General features: G+C 43.2%; 11 protein-coding genes. 2 read left to right on the top strand and 9 right to left on the bottom strand.

Annotated features, from left to right (window positions below):
- Window positions 1-103: 103 nt before the first annotated feature.
- Both addA and addB read right to left on the bottom strand, forming a co-directional pair.
- A complete protein-coding gene (gene addA / locus ACR42H_RS07195; protein ID WP_436375288.1) occupies window positions 104-3,862 on the bottom strand; it encodes a helicase-exonuclease AddAB subunit AddA in 3,759 nt (1,252 codons plus the stop codon).
- Window positions 3,840-7,346 (bottom strand): helicase-exonuclease AddAB subunit AddB, encoded by a 3,507-nt coding sequence (gene addB / locus ACR42H_RS07190; protein WP_113883397.1) that lies wholly within the window; start codon window positions 7,344-7,346, stop codon window positions 3,840-3,842. Before addB ends, addA begins: the two co-directional genes overlap by 23 nt.
- 148 nt (window positions 7,347-7,494) lie before the next feature.
- Here addB and ACR42H_RS07185 point away from each other — a divergent pair, with 148 nt between their 5' ends.
- Window positions 7,495-8,649, top strand: a complete 1,155-nt coding sequence (locus ACR42H_RS07185; protein ID WP_436375286.1) for an MFS transporter — start codon at window positions 7,495-7,497, stop codon at window positions 8,647-8,649.
- A gap of 33 nt (window positions 8,650-8,682) precedes the next feature.
- On the opposite strand, the gene ACR42H_RS07180 is transcribed toward ACR42H_RS07185, so the two are convergent.
- The 3 genes from ACR42H_RS07180 to fabG all read right to left on the bottom strand — a co-directional run bounded on the left by ACR42H_RS07180 (window position 8,683) and on the right by fabG (window position 11,277).
- Window positions 8,683-9,222, bottom strand: a complete 540-nt coding sequence (locus ACR42H_RS07180; RefSeq protein ID WP_243856202.1) for a GNAT family N-acetyltransferase — start codon at window positions 9,220-9,222, stop codon at window positions 8,683-8,685.
- Between the two features lie 81 nt (window positions 9,223-9,303).
- The gene (locus ACR42H_RS07175) at window positions 9,304-10,482 is read right to left on the bottom strand and encodes a thiolase family protein (protein ID WP_113883399.1); all 1,179 of its coding nucleotides are present in this window, start codon (window positions 10,480-10,482) and stop codon (window positions 9,304-9,306) included.
- Between the two features lie 54 nt (window positions 10,483-10,536).
- A complete protein-coding gene (gene fabG, locus ACR42H_RS07170) occupies window positions 10,537-11,277 on the bottom strand; it encodes a 3-oxoacyl-ACP reductase FabG (RefSeq protein WP_436375283.1) in 741 nt (246 codons plus the stop codon).
- A gap of 253 nt (window positions 11,278-11,530) precedes the next feature.
- Between fabG and ACR42H_RS07165 the strand changes: the two genes are divergently transcribed.
- The gene (locus tag ACR42H_RS07165) at window positions 11,531-11,857 is read left to right on the top strand and encodes a hypothetical protein (protein ID WP_113883401.1); all 327 of its coding nucleotides are present in this window, start codon (window positions 11,531-11,533) and stop codon (window positions 11,855-11,857) included.
- A 144-nt stretch (window positions 11,858-12,001) separates the two neighbouring features.
- Here ACR42H_RS07165 and lepB read toward each other — a convergent pair whose 3' ends face one another.
- The 4 genes from lepB to ACR42H_RS07145 all read right to left on the bottom strand — a co-directional run bounded on the left by lepB (window position 12,002) and on the right by ACR42H_RS07145 (window position 16,688).
- Window positions 12,002-12,556: a signal peptidase I gene (lepB, locus tag ACR42H_RS07160; protein WP_113883561.1), complete on the bottom strand. Its 555-nt coding sequence runs from the start codon at window positions 12,554-12,556 to the stop codon at window positions 12,002-12,004.
- Window positions 12,557-12,584: 28 nt separating this feature from the next.
- Complete coding sequence (locus ACR42H_RS07155) at window positions 12,585-13,208, bottom strand: TVP38/TMEM64 family protein (protein WP_113883402.1); 624 nt, start codon at window positions 13,206-13,208, stop codon at window positions 12,585-12,587.
- 131 nt (window positions 13,209-13,339) lie between these two features.
- Window positions 13,340-14,269, bottom strand: coding sequence for an LCP family protein (locus ACR42H_RS07150; RefSeq protein ID WP_243856201.1), 930 nt, complete (start codon window positions 14,267-14,269; stop codon window positions 13,340-13,342).
- A 433-nt stretch (window positions 14,270-14,702) separates the two neighbouring features.
- Window positions 14,703-16,688 carry a S9 family peptidase gene (locus tag ACR42H_RS07145; protein ID WP_436375280.1) on the bottom strand — a complete coding sequence of 662 codons (1,986 nt, stop codon included), beginning with the start codon at window positions 16,686-16,688 and terminating at the stop codon, window positions 14,703-14,705.
- Window positions 16,689-16,715 lie beyond the last annotated feature (27 nt).

Raw genomic sequence — 16,715 nt, 5'->3', positions numbered from 1 at the left:
TCTGCGCGCGGGATCCCTCTGTTTATGCGCGGCTTTTCAGCTAGTGCGCGCAATACCTTCCTGCTAATACACAAAAACCGGCAAGTTCCCTTGCCGGCTTTCCCTATAACTTAAGTGTATGAGCCCCGTCAAAGAAGAATAGGTATCTTTCATTAACTTCTCTCTTTAATATTTGTTCCAGTGCTCTGGTGTACATATCAATTTGAACTTTGTACCTGTTCTCGAGAACGGGTTTGGCTTCTGCAAAGCCTCCCTTAAACCGGCCGCTGATTCCATCTGTTTTATAATCCAGAAGCACCAGACCCTGCTCATCTTCAAATACACAGTCCACGATCCCCTGGATGAGAACCGGTTCATCTTCTCCCTGCCAATCTGTATAGATTTCCCGGGCTGGGAAAGATAAACTGAATGGAATTTCTCTTCGTACCGATTTAGCCTGAACGATTCTTTGTCCCATTTCAGTTTCGAAAAACTGTACAATCAGCTGCGGCTCAATGCTGGCATGCTGCTCTTCTGTCAGCAATTCGTTTTGAACCATCTCAGCCATTTTGGAAGATATCGTTTCAACAGTTGAAGGCCTGCTGAAATCTATATGCTGCATGACAGCATGCATAGCAGTACCCCGTTCAGCTGGAGAAAGAGATTTTTCCTGCATGAATCGAGGCCTGCCTAGCAGGGGTTTATTGATTTTATGGATTAATTCAGTACCGCTGTCTTCTTCAGAAAAAATCTCCCGCTGCCGCTTCACTTCCGAAACGGATTGTTTAGAACGGTGCTGTGCAGCTTGCTTAAAGGAATATTTCCAGAAAAGCTGTTCCTCTACTTTATCCTTATATACCGATTCAGTTGGAACAGGTTTTCCTTCATAAACCAATTGAAGCAAATCCATTTCGCCCTCATTGGCTTCTTCTGTAAGAACAGCAGCTTCTTCGCTTTTGATTATGGTTATATTCCAGCAGGAAGGGTGTTCAAGTATTTCAGCAGGAACGAGAGGATGAACCGGCCCTCCCCCCTTCAATGCCTCACAATCTCTATGTCTGACAAGTGATGGACCAATCCAGTCCAGGTAACTGTTTGCAGAAGCCCTGTCATATTCATTCAGGAGCCACTCTTTATGCTCCGAAGCCTGCAGCCACTGATTTAATTTTTTATCTGCACTCTTGACGGACGAAACCAGAAAAAGCTTTTCCTTCGCCCTTGTTAAAGCAACATACAGGACCCGCATTTCTTCAGCAAGCATTTCCATTTTCTTTTTTCGTTTAAAGGCAATCTGCGGCAATGAGGGATAAGAAATTCTCTTCTCGGCATTTACATATTTTGCAGCAAATCCATATTCCTTATCGAGCATGTATGGCTTTTTCAGATCCATCGTATTAAAATTGCGGGCAAGCCCTGCAATGAAAACGAAAGGAAATTCCAGCCCTTTGCTGCTGTGGATCGTCATAAGGCGGACAACATCTTCCTGCTCACCCAAAGCACGGGCAGCGCCAAGATCATCGCCTCTGTCCCGCATTCGTTCAATAAACCTTAAGAAGCGGAATAATCCTCTGAATGATGTTGCTTCATACTGTCTTGCTCTGTCGTACAATGCTCGAAGGTTTGCCTGCCTCTGTTTTCCTCCCGGCATGCCGCCGACGAAATCATAAAATCTGGTTTCCCTATACAGATGCCAAATCAGTTCGGAAAGAGATCCCTGGCGCGCCATTACACGCCAATCTTTAAGCTGATCGAAAAATGGCCGCACTTTCTCGTATAATTCTTCTGTTTCCAGGGTTGGGTCATTCCGGCAAAAAGAAGTCAATGCTTCATAGAAAGATCCTCTTTTATTATGGATTCTGATTTGTGCAAGCTCTTCTTCCGTCAACCCCAAAATAGGAGATCTTAGAACCGATGCCAGCGGAATATCCTGATACGGATTATCAATCACTTTTAGAAGTGACATCATAATCGCTACTTCCGTTGCTTCAAAATAGCCGCTGGAGAGATTGGCATAAACAGGGATTCCCTGCTGTTTGAACTCCTCCATTATTTGCGGAGCCCATGTCATGGAACGAAGCAGGATGACAATATCCCTATACTTGGGAGGCCGCCCAGATTGGGTCTTTGTGTTGTAAACTTCTTTCCGATTCCCAATGATTTCTTTTACTTTCGACGCCATAAATCTGGCTTCGAGCTGTGACTGGGCTAACTCTTCGCTGTCAAAACCCTCATCCACTGATTCAGGCTCAGGTTCATTTTTTTCATTTCCTTCAAGATCAATAATGGCTATTTCCACAGGGTGCTCCTGACTCTCTGAATAAGGAGCTCCTTTAACAAGCTCTGCTGCCTGATCATACTCAATTTCACCGACAGATGTCCCCATAATTTGCTTAAAAATATAGTTGGTCCCGTGGAGGACTTCTTTACGGCTTCTGAAATTTCGCGCCAGATCAATTCTAAGCCCTGCCTCTTCTCCGTCCCGGCCAAACCGGGTGTACTTACCCAAAAACAGATTAGGCTCTGCAAGGCGGAAACGGTAGATCGACTGCTTTACATCGCCTACCATGAAAAGATTCCCATTTTCTTCTGAATCTGCCGTTACCAGCTGCAAAATAGCTTCCTGGACCATGTTTGTATCCTGATACTCATCAACCAAGACTTCTTTGAACTGATTTCTGCAGGCAAGAGCTGCTTCTGATGGCAGAAGCCTGCCCTCTTCATCTGATGATGAAAGAATTTCAAGGCAATAATGCTCAAGATCGGCAAAGTCAACAAGCCCTTTTTCAGTTTTAACCTGGTCAAAGCGAATTGAGAATTCTTTAACTAACGAAACAAGCGATTCTATATGGGGCTTCATTTCCGCCATGTCACGCATGAAGCTTTCCTGTTTGCGGAAAAACAGTTCTTCCTGCAGGCCGGTTATGATTTTCTTTGCCTGGTCCCTAAGTTTCTTTGCCTTTTCAACCAGCCCTTCATCATAATCATCGCCCTTACACGTTTTGGCTCTGCCAAAAGACCATGATTGCATCGCTTCGTATAACATCGGCCACGAATCATTTTTCGCTTCGATTAGAGTATTGACAACATGCAGATCTGCAACAAAGTTTTCTGCTCTCGGAGCAGGTCCTCCCGGAAGCTTGGTCAGCTCCAGCCCATATTCCAGCAGCTGCTTGGCACCTTTCAGCTGAAGATCTATATCCGCCAAAAGGAAACGGACAAATGGAAGCTGTTCAAGACTGTCAACACCGTCCACGTTATACATCTCAACAATTGAATCAAGATATTGATCAGGTGAAGGGTTGGAGCGGGCAAAATCGTATAAGTCCCTTATTATATCTTGAAGGGCAGTGTCACTTCTGTCATTTGTAAAAGTATCAACAAGTGCAAAGAATGCTTCGTTTCCCTCTTTACCGTATTCCTCTTCAAAAAGTTCTTCTAGTACTTCATCCCTTAAGAGCTGTGCTTCTGTTTCATCAGCGATTCGAAATCCGGGATCAATCTCGGTCATGTAGTAATATTTACGGATCATCTCTAAGCAAAATGAATGTAAAGTCGAGATGGATGCCCTGTTTAATAAGCTTACCTGCTTTCTGAGGTGAGCAGACTTCGGATCGGCATTAATCGCTTTTTCAAGAGCCTCGCCGATTCTGTGCCTCATTTCGGCTGCTGAGGCATTTGTGAAGGTCACAACAAGCAGTTCATCGACATTAATAGGATCTTCATCAGCGATAATCTTATTGATGATCCTTTCAACCAAAACAGCCGTTTTCCCTGATCCGGCTGCAGCAGCCACCAGGATATCCTGACCCTTGGCCATAATTGCTTTCCATTGGTCATCTGTCCAGGTTGCATCTTCCGGCTTAGGCGGTATGGCCATTTTCATCGCCCTCCACCTCCTTCTTGATGATTTCAATCATGTCCTCTTTTGGCTTAGGCACAAATAACCTGTAATCATTGGTTTCGAGCGATTCGTCAAATTGGCATACAGATTTATAGGCACAAAATGTACATGGTGTTTTTTCCTTCATTTTATATGGGGCAATTTTAACATCGCCCTCTGTTATCATATTGCCAGTATTCCTATACATCTTTCTTACATAACGGCGCAAATAATCAAACTCCTGCTTGCTTGCCACTTTAGACCGCTTCGAAAGTGTCCCGTCCTTTTTAAATCCGGCTGAGACTATGGATGAATCACCTGTCTCAATTGTCTGGTCCATTAACCTGATGACATTTTCATCTCCCAGAAGCAGACCATTCATTTTAAATTTCTTATAAAGTTCCTGCTCGATATCCTCTAATGTCAGCATTTTTGAAGTGCTGACGATTGGATTATGGACATGGAAATAAAGGACTCCTGCAGGATCGGCTTCAGTCCCGATCAAAGAATTGGAATGGGCAATAATGATGTCCAGATACGTGAGCATCTGGAGAGCAATGCCATAATAAACCTCACTGACATTCAAATCCTTGGAGCTTGATTTATAGTCAATTACCCGTAAAAATGTCCCGTTTGTATCCTGAGCCTTGTCCACTCTGTCAATTCTTCCGACAAGCTCCATTTTAGTCCCATTTTTAAGAGGAAAAACAAGCGAAGGAAGTTCCCCTTTTGGACCAAACCCCAATTCAAGGCCCACTGGCGAGAATCCGCTTGATTTGGCATGCTCACTGATAACATAGGAGGCCCTGCTGATGATTTGCTCAAGCTTTCTCTTAATATAGTGATGCCTGTTCGAGCTTAAAAGAATTTCATTTTGCAATTTAGGAGCGAGCATTTCAATTGCTTCTTTTGCCAGGATCTCACACTGTTCCCTTGTCATATCTGTCCATGATAGCTTCTGAGTCATAACTGTTTCTGCGATAAATTTTAACGCGGCGTGGAATAAATCCCCGATATCCGGCGCTTCCAAGCGGTATACCTGTCTTTCCCGAAGCCTTAGTCCATGCTGTGCAAAATGGGAAAATGGACAGCTATGGAATAATTCCATCCTGGAAACACTCGCCTGGATATGATCGCCATACAATTCTTTACTGATGTCTTCGCCAAGCTGAAGTGTACGGTTTTCATAATTCAGGCTGGAAAGAACCTTTAGTGCCGGCCTTCTCCACTGCTCATTGTTAAGATAGCAGTTATAAACATCCCACCACAGGTCATAGAGTGGATAACTGCGTTTTTTCAGCTGAAGCTGCGAAGTCAAATACGAAAGTGCTGTATTCAGATTATCCGCATATTCCAGCTGCTCCGTTTCCGGCAGCTCTGCCGGATCCGACATGAAGGAATGCTGCCTGCAATCGGGGAATAAATCTCCCAATCTCTTAATATAAGGAGAAGGCATAAGTGCTTTACCTTCTTCATTTGCCAGCGGATAACTGATAAAAAGTTTTTCTGATGGAGTGACAAACGCTTTATAGGCTATAAATTCTTCATCAAGAAGTCGAGTACGGCTTCCTGGTGCCAGTTTCATTCCGTTTGTGTTCAGAATTTCTCTGTCGTCATCCGCCAGCACACCATCCTCTGAGAATTTGGCAGGTATTATTCCTTCATTCAGACCAATGACAAAGGCAGCTTTAATATCAGTTAGCCTTGACCTTTCCAAATCGGCCGCCATGACCTGATCGATGGCAGGCGGAACAAGCGAAAATCGCAGTGACTCCAGACCGGCATCCAGAACGGAAGCAAAGCGCTTTAGCGTCACTTCTTCCTCACCAAGCATTTCTACATACTGATCGAGAAGCTCCATAATGGCATTCCATGCTTGTCCATGCTCCCTTGATTTAACAAGGTTCCCTTTTTCCTCTTCAGCTGATTTCCACTTTTCAATTTTCACAGGCACATCTAATTCTTCCAGGTATAAAAATAATGCTTCACAATATCCGCGGCCATCAGCAGCTTTTTTCAAGCGTCTGTGCAGCCTTAATATTGGACCTGTAATCATTTCGCGCAAATCGCTTAACTCATCTTCTATTTTCTTCTCGGCATCTGTCTGGGCAACCGCTTCAAACTCCAGTCCCCTGATTCTCCTGTATATCCATCTTTTTTTCTTCGTCCATTTGTCCCCTTGAATGCCATAGGCAAGAACATAGTTCTCAAGTCTGTCCATTTGCTCACGAAGCTTGCCGGGGTTTAACTTGGACGGAAATATGAGCTCCGTTTTTACTGCTCTGAAAATCGGTTCATAGCGCCAATTCCCATTGATGATTTCAAGAGTTGACCTAATTAACTCCACGAGTGGATGATTCAGCATAGTTCTTTTTTGGTCAATAAAAAATGGGATTTCATAGTCATGGAACACGGTTTCAATCATGTCATGATAATCCTGTCCGTTTCTTGCAAGTACTGCAATATCACGATAGCGATAGCCATCTGTGCGAACAAGCTTATTTATTTTTCTGGCAACGCCCTCAATCTCAGCCCTCCTATTGACAGCCTGTCCGATGTGAATGTCTGCTTCCCCTGGAAATGCCTCAGCAGGCCTGCTGTCAAAATACGCCTCAAGATGCCTAAGAGAAGGGCTGCTCCACCTTTTTTGCTCAGTAAGGATCATTTCTTCAATACCCAGTCTGTTGCGGGAAGCCATTTCTTTGATTGTCTGATAGTTTTCTCCCGCCATCCTGAATAAATGAAGTTCTTCAGTAGCACTATGTTTAAACGGCTGGTCAAGTGTCAGTGTAATAGTGACGTTTTTACACTGCTTCATCAGCTGTTCAACAATCGAATATTCCTGTGGTGTAAAGCTGTAAAAGCCATCTATATAAACCTCGGCATTTTTTAGATACTCTGAATGGGAGGCTTTTTCACCAAGAAGGCGGAAGTAGTCTTCTGAATCTGTATATTTGCCGGCAAGAGATTCTTCAAAATTTTTATAGATTAACTCAAGATCATGAAGCTTGTCCTGGAGGGCCTTATTCGATTTCCCTTTTCCTGACAGCTGCTGCTGCCTTTCAGCCAGTTCATCGGGGGCTACACAATAACGTTTGAATTCAGTCATCATTTGTTCAACTTGCTGAATAAAACCATTTTTATCTGCAGCCCTCTGAAAAAGCTTCAGCTCATCCTTTTTATCTTCGATGATCTTTCGGATAAGCATGCTGATGCCAACACTGTTAAGATGATATCTGCTCATTCCTCCTGTTTCCTGAAGAATTCTCCAGGCAAGGCGCGTGAAGGAATATACCTGGCTGCGTATCATTCCGCCAAGGCCGGGCGTGGTAATTAATTTATATTCTGAAAGGAACGTCATTTGTTCCGGAACTAAATAAATGATTGGATCTCCATCCGGATTAAGCCGCAGTTCATCACGGATTTCATTTAGGCAGTATTCCGTTTTACCGCTTCCGGACCGGCCTATCAATAAACGTACGGTCATATTTTTCCTCCTTAAAAAAAGCTCTCTCTCTGTCATTATTTTATCATATAAGCTGTTCAATTTTTTGAATGGGGTTTTTCAAAATTGTGGAAATGACAACGTTCCTATACGGTGATTCGTGCATAAAGTATATCGGCAGGTGATAAGGATGATTTCAAAACCGGTCCTGATGGCAACTTCAGTCATTTTGACAGTTACAGGAATTTTTGTGGCCAGCAACATTTATACACTAATTCCTATTTACGGGGATATTGCTGATACATTTAAAGTAAATGAAAATTATATTGTTGGCGGGGGAAGCATGTTTGCATTTTTTTATGCAGCCGGCCTGCTGTTCTTTGGTCCTGCTTCCGATACATTTGGCAGACGCAGAATTATTATTACTGGTTTGTTTGCCTCTGCTTTGTCCACTTGTGCCGTCGGGCTCTCTCCTAATGTAGAGGCTCTCTATATTACCAGGTCGTTTCAGGGGCTGACTCTTGGGAGCTTTGCTCCTGTTGCCTTCGCTTATTCCTTTGATCTTTTTAGGCCGAGGAGCCGCACCCTGCTGCTTGTTTTTATTAATACAGGATTCCTTGTCGCCGGCATTCTTGGACAGCTGATCAGTTCGACAATTACTATTTATTTTAAATGGAACTATGCCTTTTATTTCTTTGCTTTTTGTTATTTCATCCTCTTCCTTGTCTCGTACAAAATACTCCCAGGCACCTCGCATTCATTCAAGTCAGAGGTTTCCGTCATTTCTATAATGAAAAAATTATTAAAGAAAGGAAACCTGCTCAAATGCTATGCTATCACCTTTACTCTGCTGTTTTCCTTCGCAGCTTTTTATGATGCAATAGCCAGGAATTTTCATGGAACCTTGGAGGAATTATTCACATTAAGAGCAGCGGGTTTAATTGGGGCACTGCTGTCTCTCTTTACTGGAAAGCTAATTGAGCGGATTGGTGCCTATTCGACATTAAAGCTTGGTTTACTTTTAGGGATTTTCAGCATCATTAATATGTTTTTCTTCAGCAGCACTATTGCATTGATGGCAATTTCCATATTGTTTGTGGCTTCCATATCCATTCTTGTTCCCACTGTTATTACACTGATTGGCATGATTGCAGGGGCTGACCGCGCAAAAGCGCTTTCTCTCTATTCTTTTTTTCTATTGACCGGAGCAAGCTTTGCCCCGCCGGCAGTCATGATTCTTGAATATCATTATGTACTGTATCTGCTTCTTGCCTTTTTCCTGACGAATATCATTCTTAGCTATTTCTTGTCAAAAGAAATTATTTTTGTCAGTCAGCCAGAATAAATCCTGTAAAGCGCGGAATTATTCCGCGCTCTTTCACTCTTTCCACTCCTTTCTCAGGAGCCCGTATAGAAACATATCATGCCGTTTTCCATCGCGCTCAAGAAACTCTCTATAGCAGCCTTCTCTCTGGAATCCAAGACTTTCATAAAGAGTTTTTGCTCTAGTATTATAGGAAAATACAGTAAGCTGAAGCCTATACAGATTCAGCTCCATAAAAGCATAGCGAATAAGGCATTGCATGGCTTCCTTTCCATACCCTTTTCCCCATTCGGCTTCTTCTGCAATGGCAATGGTAATCCAGCCTGTTCTGTGTGGCCATAAAATGCCGTTTAGCTCCGCATAGCCTATCAGTTTATTTGCTTCTTTTAACCTGAGCGAAAATCTGAAGGTGTCTTGCGGACATTCATCAAGCCATTTCTTAATTTCCATTTCCTGTTTGGGTTTTACCGGCAGAGCATCCAGGTTTCGCATGATTTTTTCGTCTGCACGCCACTGGATTATCTTTTTAATATCATCCTCAATAAACCACCCCAGAAGTATCCTCTTTCCAGACAATATCGTACTGTTTATCACTTTCTTCACCCCCGGAAAAATCAATTCTGCAGAAGATGGGCTCCGCTTATTGGATAAATAAAGAGCTCCCGAAGGAACTCTTTATTCGTACGTTTCCACAAATACTGCTGCCCCCATCCCGCCTCCGACACATAGAGACGCTATTCCTTTATGGCCGCCTCTTCTCTTTAATTCATGAACGAGACTCACAACAAGGCGCGCACCGGTACATCCAATAGGGTGTCCCAGGCTGATTCCGCTTCCATTTACATTTACTTTGTCCCGGTTTAAGCCTAACTCTTTCTCAACCGCCAAATATTGCGCTGCAAAAGCCTCATTTATCTCAATCAAGTCTGCATCATCAAGCGACCAGCTGACATTGGCAAGACCTTTTTTGACTGCCGGCACAGGCCCTATTCCCATTACTTTTGGATTTACCCCTGCCACGGAGAAGCCAGCAATCTTTGCCAAAGGCTTCAGTCCCTTATCCAGAGCCAGATCTTCCGGCATCAGGACAAGTGCTGCTCCGCCGTCATTCAGGCTTGATGCATTTCCTGCTGTAACAGAGCCATCCTTTCTAAAGACAGACTTCAAGCTGCGCAGCTTTTCGGCTGTTAAATCTGCCCGCGGGTTTTCATCTTTTGTAACGGTTACTTCCCCTCTCCTGCTTTTCACAGTAATTGGAACGATCTGCGAATCAAAGTAACCGTTTTCAATTGCATGCAAGGCTCTCTTGTGGCTAAGCAAGGCCGCTTCATCTTGTTCTTCTCTTGTAATGGCATGAATTTCTGCCAGGTTTTCTGCCGTCTCCCCCATCATAATATGATGGATTGGATCTTCGAGAATTTCCCATACGGTATCGGTTACCTGCCCATGCTGCATGCGGGCGCCCCAGCGATGCTGCTTTAATACATAAGGGCTGGAACTCATGGCTTCCACTCCTCCAGCAATCACGATATCTGACATCCCTGACTGAATCTGCAGCGCTGCAGACATAATTGCCTGCATGCCGGATGCACACTGCCTCTGGACTGTGAACCCTGTTGTTGTATCATCAAAGCCTGCAAGCAAAGCTGCTGTTCTTGCTGTATTCGGTTCATCTGTACGCTGAATGCAGTGTCCTAAAATCACTTCATCCACCTCATTGCTCTGCAGGCCGCTTCTCTCGGCAGCTTCTTTTAATACAGGCACAATCAAATCCGTCGGCAGGAGGTCCTTAAACGCTCCGCCGAACGTGCCAACCGGTGTTCTGACTGCTGATGTTATTACAACATTTCTCATCTTTTCCACCTCATTAATCTTCTGATTATCGAGCACGCGCTCGAATTCAGGTCATTACATCATGATGCCGCCATCTACATGAAGGACCGTGCCATTCACATAATCCGATTCATCGGAAGCCAGAAACAGGTATGCATTCGCAATATCTTCTGGTTTTCCAAGTCTCCCCAGCGGAACCATGCCCTGCATTTGGCCCATAACCTTTTCCGGTACTTTTGCTGTCATACCGGTTGAGATGAATCCTGGGGCAACGGCATTTACGTTGATTCCTTTTCTGCCGAGTTCTTTTGCCCATGTTTTGGTCATTCCCACTACACCCGCTTTGGCTGCCGCATAGTTTGTCTGTCCGACATTCCCATAGACTCCCGAAACAGAGGACGTATTGATTATTTTTCCGCTTCCGTGTTCCAGCATGAATGGAAGCACTGCTTGTGTACAATGGAAGACACCTGCCAGATTCACGTCCATAACCGTCTGAAAATCATCTGCAGCAAGCTTTGCCAGCATCCCGTCCCTTGTAATTCCTGCATTATTGATCAGGATGTCAATTTTTCCAAATGTTGCTTTTACAGCTTCCGTCATACTGTCTATGCTTTGCCTGTCTGCGACATTAACCTGAAAAAACTCAACCTGAAGACCTTTTTCCTTCAGCTCTTGAGCCCTGGTAATTCCCATGTCTGCATCATAATCAGCCATGGCTACCAACGCTCCTTCACCTGCAAACTTTTCGGCAGCAGCCAGACCAATTCCATTCGCCGCACCTGTAATAATGGCGACTTTATCCTTCAGCCTCATCAATTGCACCTCCGTGATATATTTAAATATTCCGAAATCAGATACTGAAACTGATCCTTTGACGTTTACTCAGGCTATTATTCGACAAAGCCTGCAGCTTCTCCTGTGTCCCCTGCAATATATTCTCATGGTTAAAAAACTATCCCAGTCTTCCTAGGGAACTGATGGTAATTTTTTGAATCGGTTTAGCCGCTGCAAAAAAAGGCTAAGAAATATAAAACAAAAGTCAGCAAAGTTGAAAGGAGCATTTATCATGAAAATTGTTTATGGCTTGATGGCTCAAAACGGAGATGCCCAGGAGCTGTTATGGGATTTGGGATTTTGGGAAAGTGAAGAAACCGCAAAGGAATATTTAAATGCCGAAATGGCAAATACACGCGGGATTACCGTAGAGCCCATTACAATTAATGACGCTATCCCAATTTCCCCAGAAGAAATGGAAGAAGAAAAAATGGTTGCCTGCTCCCTTTGTGGAATTGAATACAATCGTGAAGATGTCAATATGACTGACTATGATGAAGACGTATGTGTAAACTGCGAACCTGAATATAGGAATAATCCTAATTTGCATGTTATCTGAAATGTCTTGCCTGCAATTAGAAAAGCGCAAGCGCCTTGCCCACCCCTAACACCTCGAGGGGGAGGCGCTGGAGAGCTGGACAGGAAAATAAAAGGGACTCGATAATTAGTATTATCGAGTCCCTTTTTCACAAGATAAGTTTGTTTAGAATGACGCATCCATTTCATCAAGCGGCCAATAGCGCAGGTTTACTTTTCCTACAACCTGGCCGGCTGAAATAAATCCAAAATGCCTGCTGTCCCAGCTTCCGAGGCGATTATCCCCCATAACAAATAGTTTTCCCTCTGGAACCGTTTCGGTGCCCGTCATCTCCAGGAGTGTAAAATCACCTGTCAGTTTGCCTCCTAATGTTTCTTTCCGGTATTTCTCCAAGTAAGGCTCATCCACTTTTTTGCCATTTATAAATAATTCATCATTGCGGTATTCGATTTCATCTCCTGGCATCCCTATAATTCTTTTTACAAAATCCTCTTGATCATTATGATGAAAAACAATTACGTCAAAGCGCTCTAAGTCACTGACCTGATAACCGATTTTATTCACAATCAGCTTATTTCCATCCTGAAGGGTGGGCATCATGGATTCACCTTCCACAACATAATTGGAGAAGAAAAAAGTCCGTATAAAAGCAAAGATAATGATGCCAATTGCAAAAGCCTTAAGCCATTCCGCTCCTTCTTTTCTCAATCCTTCCTTCACAGTTTCATCTCCCCCAATACTTATGCATTCATTGCTTTTTATTCCCGCGATCATTTTCTACGCTCATATTCATCTTTATTTCAATGATTTTGCCGACATACCAAAGAATGAAAATGACCAATGCAACAATGGCTGTCCGAATTGGCTGTGTTATTAATGATTTGATATCATATCCGACAAAGCTTATTGTAAAAATCATCACTATTTTGCCGCTCAGGACTGCCAGCATATATTGAGCCATGCTAATATTCGAAAGCCCCGCGACAATATTTACGACTGCCGAAGGAGTAAACGGAAAACAGAGCAGGATGAACAATGGCCCAAACCCATGCTTTTCCACCCATTTCATAAGCCTCTGTACCTGCTTATGCTTCTTCAAAAAACGGAGTATTCGTTTCTGGCCATATTTCCTGACGAGCAGGAAAACGAGCAGCGCTCCTGCGACCGCGCCGAGCCAGGAGTATAAGAAACCCAGCCAAAGACCAAATGCACTCGCATTTGCCATAACAAACAAAACCAGGGGCAGAAAAGGCAAAAATGCTTCTAGCATTGGAAGCAGTATACCGGGAAGCGGCCCAAATGAACGATATTCCCGAATTAAATCCATTATATGATCCAATGTAAACCAATCTTTGAACAGTTCAAAATCCATTTAGTATCTCCTTGTCCAATATGCAGCAAAATCCTATTAGTTCGATTATCATGAAAGGGAAGTTTCCCCTAGTTTTACCACTTCCCCTTTTATTGTACACCTAATCCGCCAAAAACTGTGTTTCTAACTTTTTATTTCGAAAGAAACTCATGGATTGCTGATTTGTTCGCCTCTTTATCTATGCCTAATACAGCAGCACCATTAATTCTCTGGTTTTCAAATGTTCCATCAACAGGAACACGAAGAGTCTCTACATTTCTGTTATCCTTAGATAAGAAATCTTTCCCAATATACAGGATATCGCCGGTATTCATATTGGTATTTACAAAAGGAGTCACCACCCCGATGAGTTTTGGAAGCTTTGTAATGGTCTGAAGGCTTGTAAACTGGCTTGCTACTTCTTTCATTACCTTCTGCTGGCGTTCTACTCTTCCAAAATCGCCTACGGCATCCTGCCTAAACCTGACATACCCAAGGAGATGCTCACCATCAAGACGCTGCAGACCCGGTTCCAGAGTAACACCGATATTGGCAGACATTCTTTTTTCCACATCAATTTCTACCCCTCTTGGAAAAGCTTCATCAATTAAATGGACAAAGCCTTCAAAGTCAACAATTGAGTAATATTTTATATCTATATCAAAGTTTTCCTTGAGCGTCTGCCTTAATAATTCAGGACCACCATAAGCAAGAGCGGAATTTATTCTGTTTTGCCCATGTCCCGGTATGTCCACGTACATATCTCTCATAAAAGAAATAAGTTTATATGTTCCCTTTTCAGGATGATACTGGGCAACCATGATGGTATCTGCCCTGGATTTCTCTTTTCCCCTTGCGTCACTTCCAAGGATCAGGATATTTGTTCCTCCATATTTATCTTTTTCACCGTTAAATTCAAACTCTTCTGTCTGTATATTTGCCTCTCCCTCTGTCTGGGAAACACCTTGCTTGAACTGAAAATACGAATAGCCAAGGGTTCCTGCAATTAAGAGAAACAGAATCAGGAGGACGGACTTCCATTTTCTTTTCTTTTTCTTCTTTTCATGTCTATCTGATCTCATAAGAATAAGTCCTTTCTTTGCAGTAAAATTATAATTCTGCCGCGGGTATGAAAATACCTTCACCTATATTCGACTGCGGTTTCCATAAAAAAGTTTCGATATCACTGCTGGTATATCCTGTATACCCTTATACTTTGCAGATGAATTGGTTTCGTTGCAATTTATTTTAAATAGTTTCTGTACGCTGAATGAAAACTGATTTTATGTTATATCGGCAATTTTGATGTTACTTTACAGCTTTATTAGAAAAGAGGAAGCGCCTCGCCACCCCCGACAAGCACAAGACGGCCTTCCTGGCAGGTGTTCTTTGCCTTTTGGGAGGATCGGCATGTGACCTCGAGGGGGTACTGGAGCTAGACAGCTCTTGAAGTACAAAGATATAAATTCTGATATTATCAAATAAACCGCAAACCCGAAGGCCTGCGGTAACATTTTAGAGATATTCATCAAACCAGCCGGCAATGTAATTCAGGCGGCTGATTCTTAAATTCGGTTTTCCGCTTCTGGAAAGCTCATGGTTGGCTTCAGGGAACCGCACAAATTTTGCTGTTTTCTTCCGATGCTTTAAGGCTATGAATAATTGCTCTGCCTGCTCAATTGGACAGCGATAATCTTTTTCGCTGTGCAGAATCAGCAGCGGTGTATTCATATCATCCACATAAGCAAGCGGCGAATGTTTCCAAAGCTTTTCTATATCATTCAAATCACTCTTGATTTGCCAATCAGTAAAATAGTAGCCGATATCACTAACTCCATAAAAGCTGATCCAGTTGGAGATGGATCGCTGAGTGACTGCTGCCTTGAAGCGGCTGGTGTGTCCAATAATCCAGTTGGTCATAAACCCGCCATAGCTTCCTCCCGTTACGCCAAGCCGGTCTTTATCGATAAAATCGAAGTTTTCAAGCGCATAATTGACTGCATCCATAATATCTTCATAATCCTTGCCCCCGTAATCTCCTCTTACAGCGTCTACAAAATGCTGGCCATATCCATGGCTTCCTCGTGGATTGATAAATAAGACCGCATAGCCTTTTGCTGCGAGACATTGAAATTCGTGGAAATATGAATTGGCATACATGGCATGAGGGCCGCCATGTATTTCGAGCACAAGCGGTGCTTTTTCGCCCTCTTTCAGATTGGCTGGTTTCATGATCCAGCCATGCAGTTCCCAATTATCCGAAGATTTAAACTGAATTGGCTCCGCATCTGCCAGCTCAACTCCGTTCAGGAACTCTTCATTCACTTTTGTCAGCTGTTTTAATTCCCCTGATGGGACATCAAGCAAAAATAAATCCCCTGGATATGACGGCTTGCTAATGGCTACAACAGCTTTATTCATACTTCCTCCTGTTGTCAATCCATATACATGCTGCTGATCCAGCAGCGCAGGATATAACTCCCCATCTAAAGAGCCATAATAAACAACTGTATTGCCATGATCAGTTGCCAGGAAATAAAAGCTTCTGCTGTCCTCTGCCCATAGAATTCCCGGTGTTACTGCACCCTGCTGAAAATCTCCGATGGCATAATCACCAGCCAATATATCTGATTCTGCAGTCAGGCACTGCAGATTCCCAAATTCGAGATTATACACCCAGACCTTTGTATGCGTAGCATTTTCATATTCCCTTTCATGCCCGAACAATCCTATGTATTTTCCATCCGGCGACCATGTGGCGCTTCCAAAATAACCTTTTCCATTTGTAATCCTTTTCATGTCTTTTGTTTCAAGATGGATGATGTAGACATCGCTTAGAAATGAGAAATCTTTGTCTTCACTTAAATCTGCCGTAACAGCAATCCATTTTCCATCAGGTGACCAGTCCTGCAATTGGTAGTCGTGTTCTCCGGATGTCAGTTGCTCCATCCCGCCAGATTCAATATCTATTAATGCAACCTGGCTGTACCTTCCGCTCCAAAAACCCTGGGCGTCTGTTTTGTGCTTCATTTTTTCAATTTCAAGCGGAACGGGCTTGTCTGCCTGTTTTTCCTGATTTTCCTTTGTTTCTGCATCTTCCCCAGGTTTTACTGAAAGATTGAAAACAATCTTCTTCCCATCAGGTGACCAAACAGGATTTGAAGCGCCATTTGCACAGTGTGTCAGCTGTCTGGCTTCTCCGCCTGCTTTGCTCATCACATAAATCTGTGATTTTCCGTCTCTGTCGGATACAAATGCGATTGACTCCCCATCAGGAGACCAGCGGGGTGAATGATTACGGTGTTTGCCGTAAGTCCACTGAACCGGCATATTGCCTTCAATGGTGTTTAAGTAAAAAATATTTGAACTATATGTATTTTCCTCATCAAGCATTCTGGTCTCAACAAAAGCTAAGTCATTTCCATTCAAGGATAGCTGCGGATCAGCTACTGATTTTAACAGATAAAGGTCTTCCGGTTTAATTGTATTTTTTTGCGTCATTTATTCCATCCTTCCTAACTGTGCTGT

Source organism: Cytobacillus sp. BC1816, from assembly GCF_051353635.1.
Taxonomy (GTDB): Bacteria; Bacillota; Bacilli; order Bacillales; family Cytobacillaceae; genus Cytobacillus; species Cytobacillus oceanisediminis_C.
The sequence above is the reverse complement of the archived record's forward strand: the minus strand, read 5'-3'. Positions and strand labels throughout refer to the sequence as shown.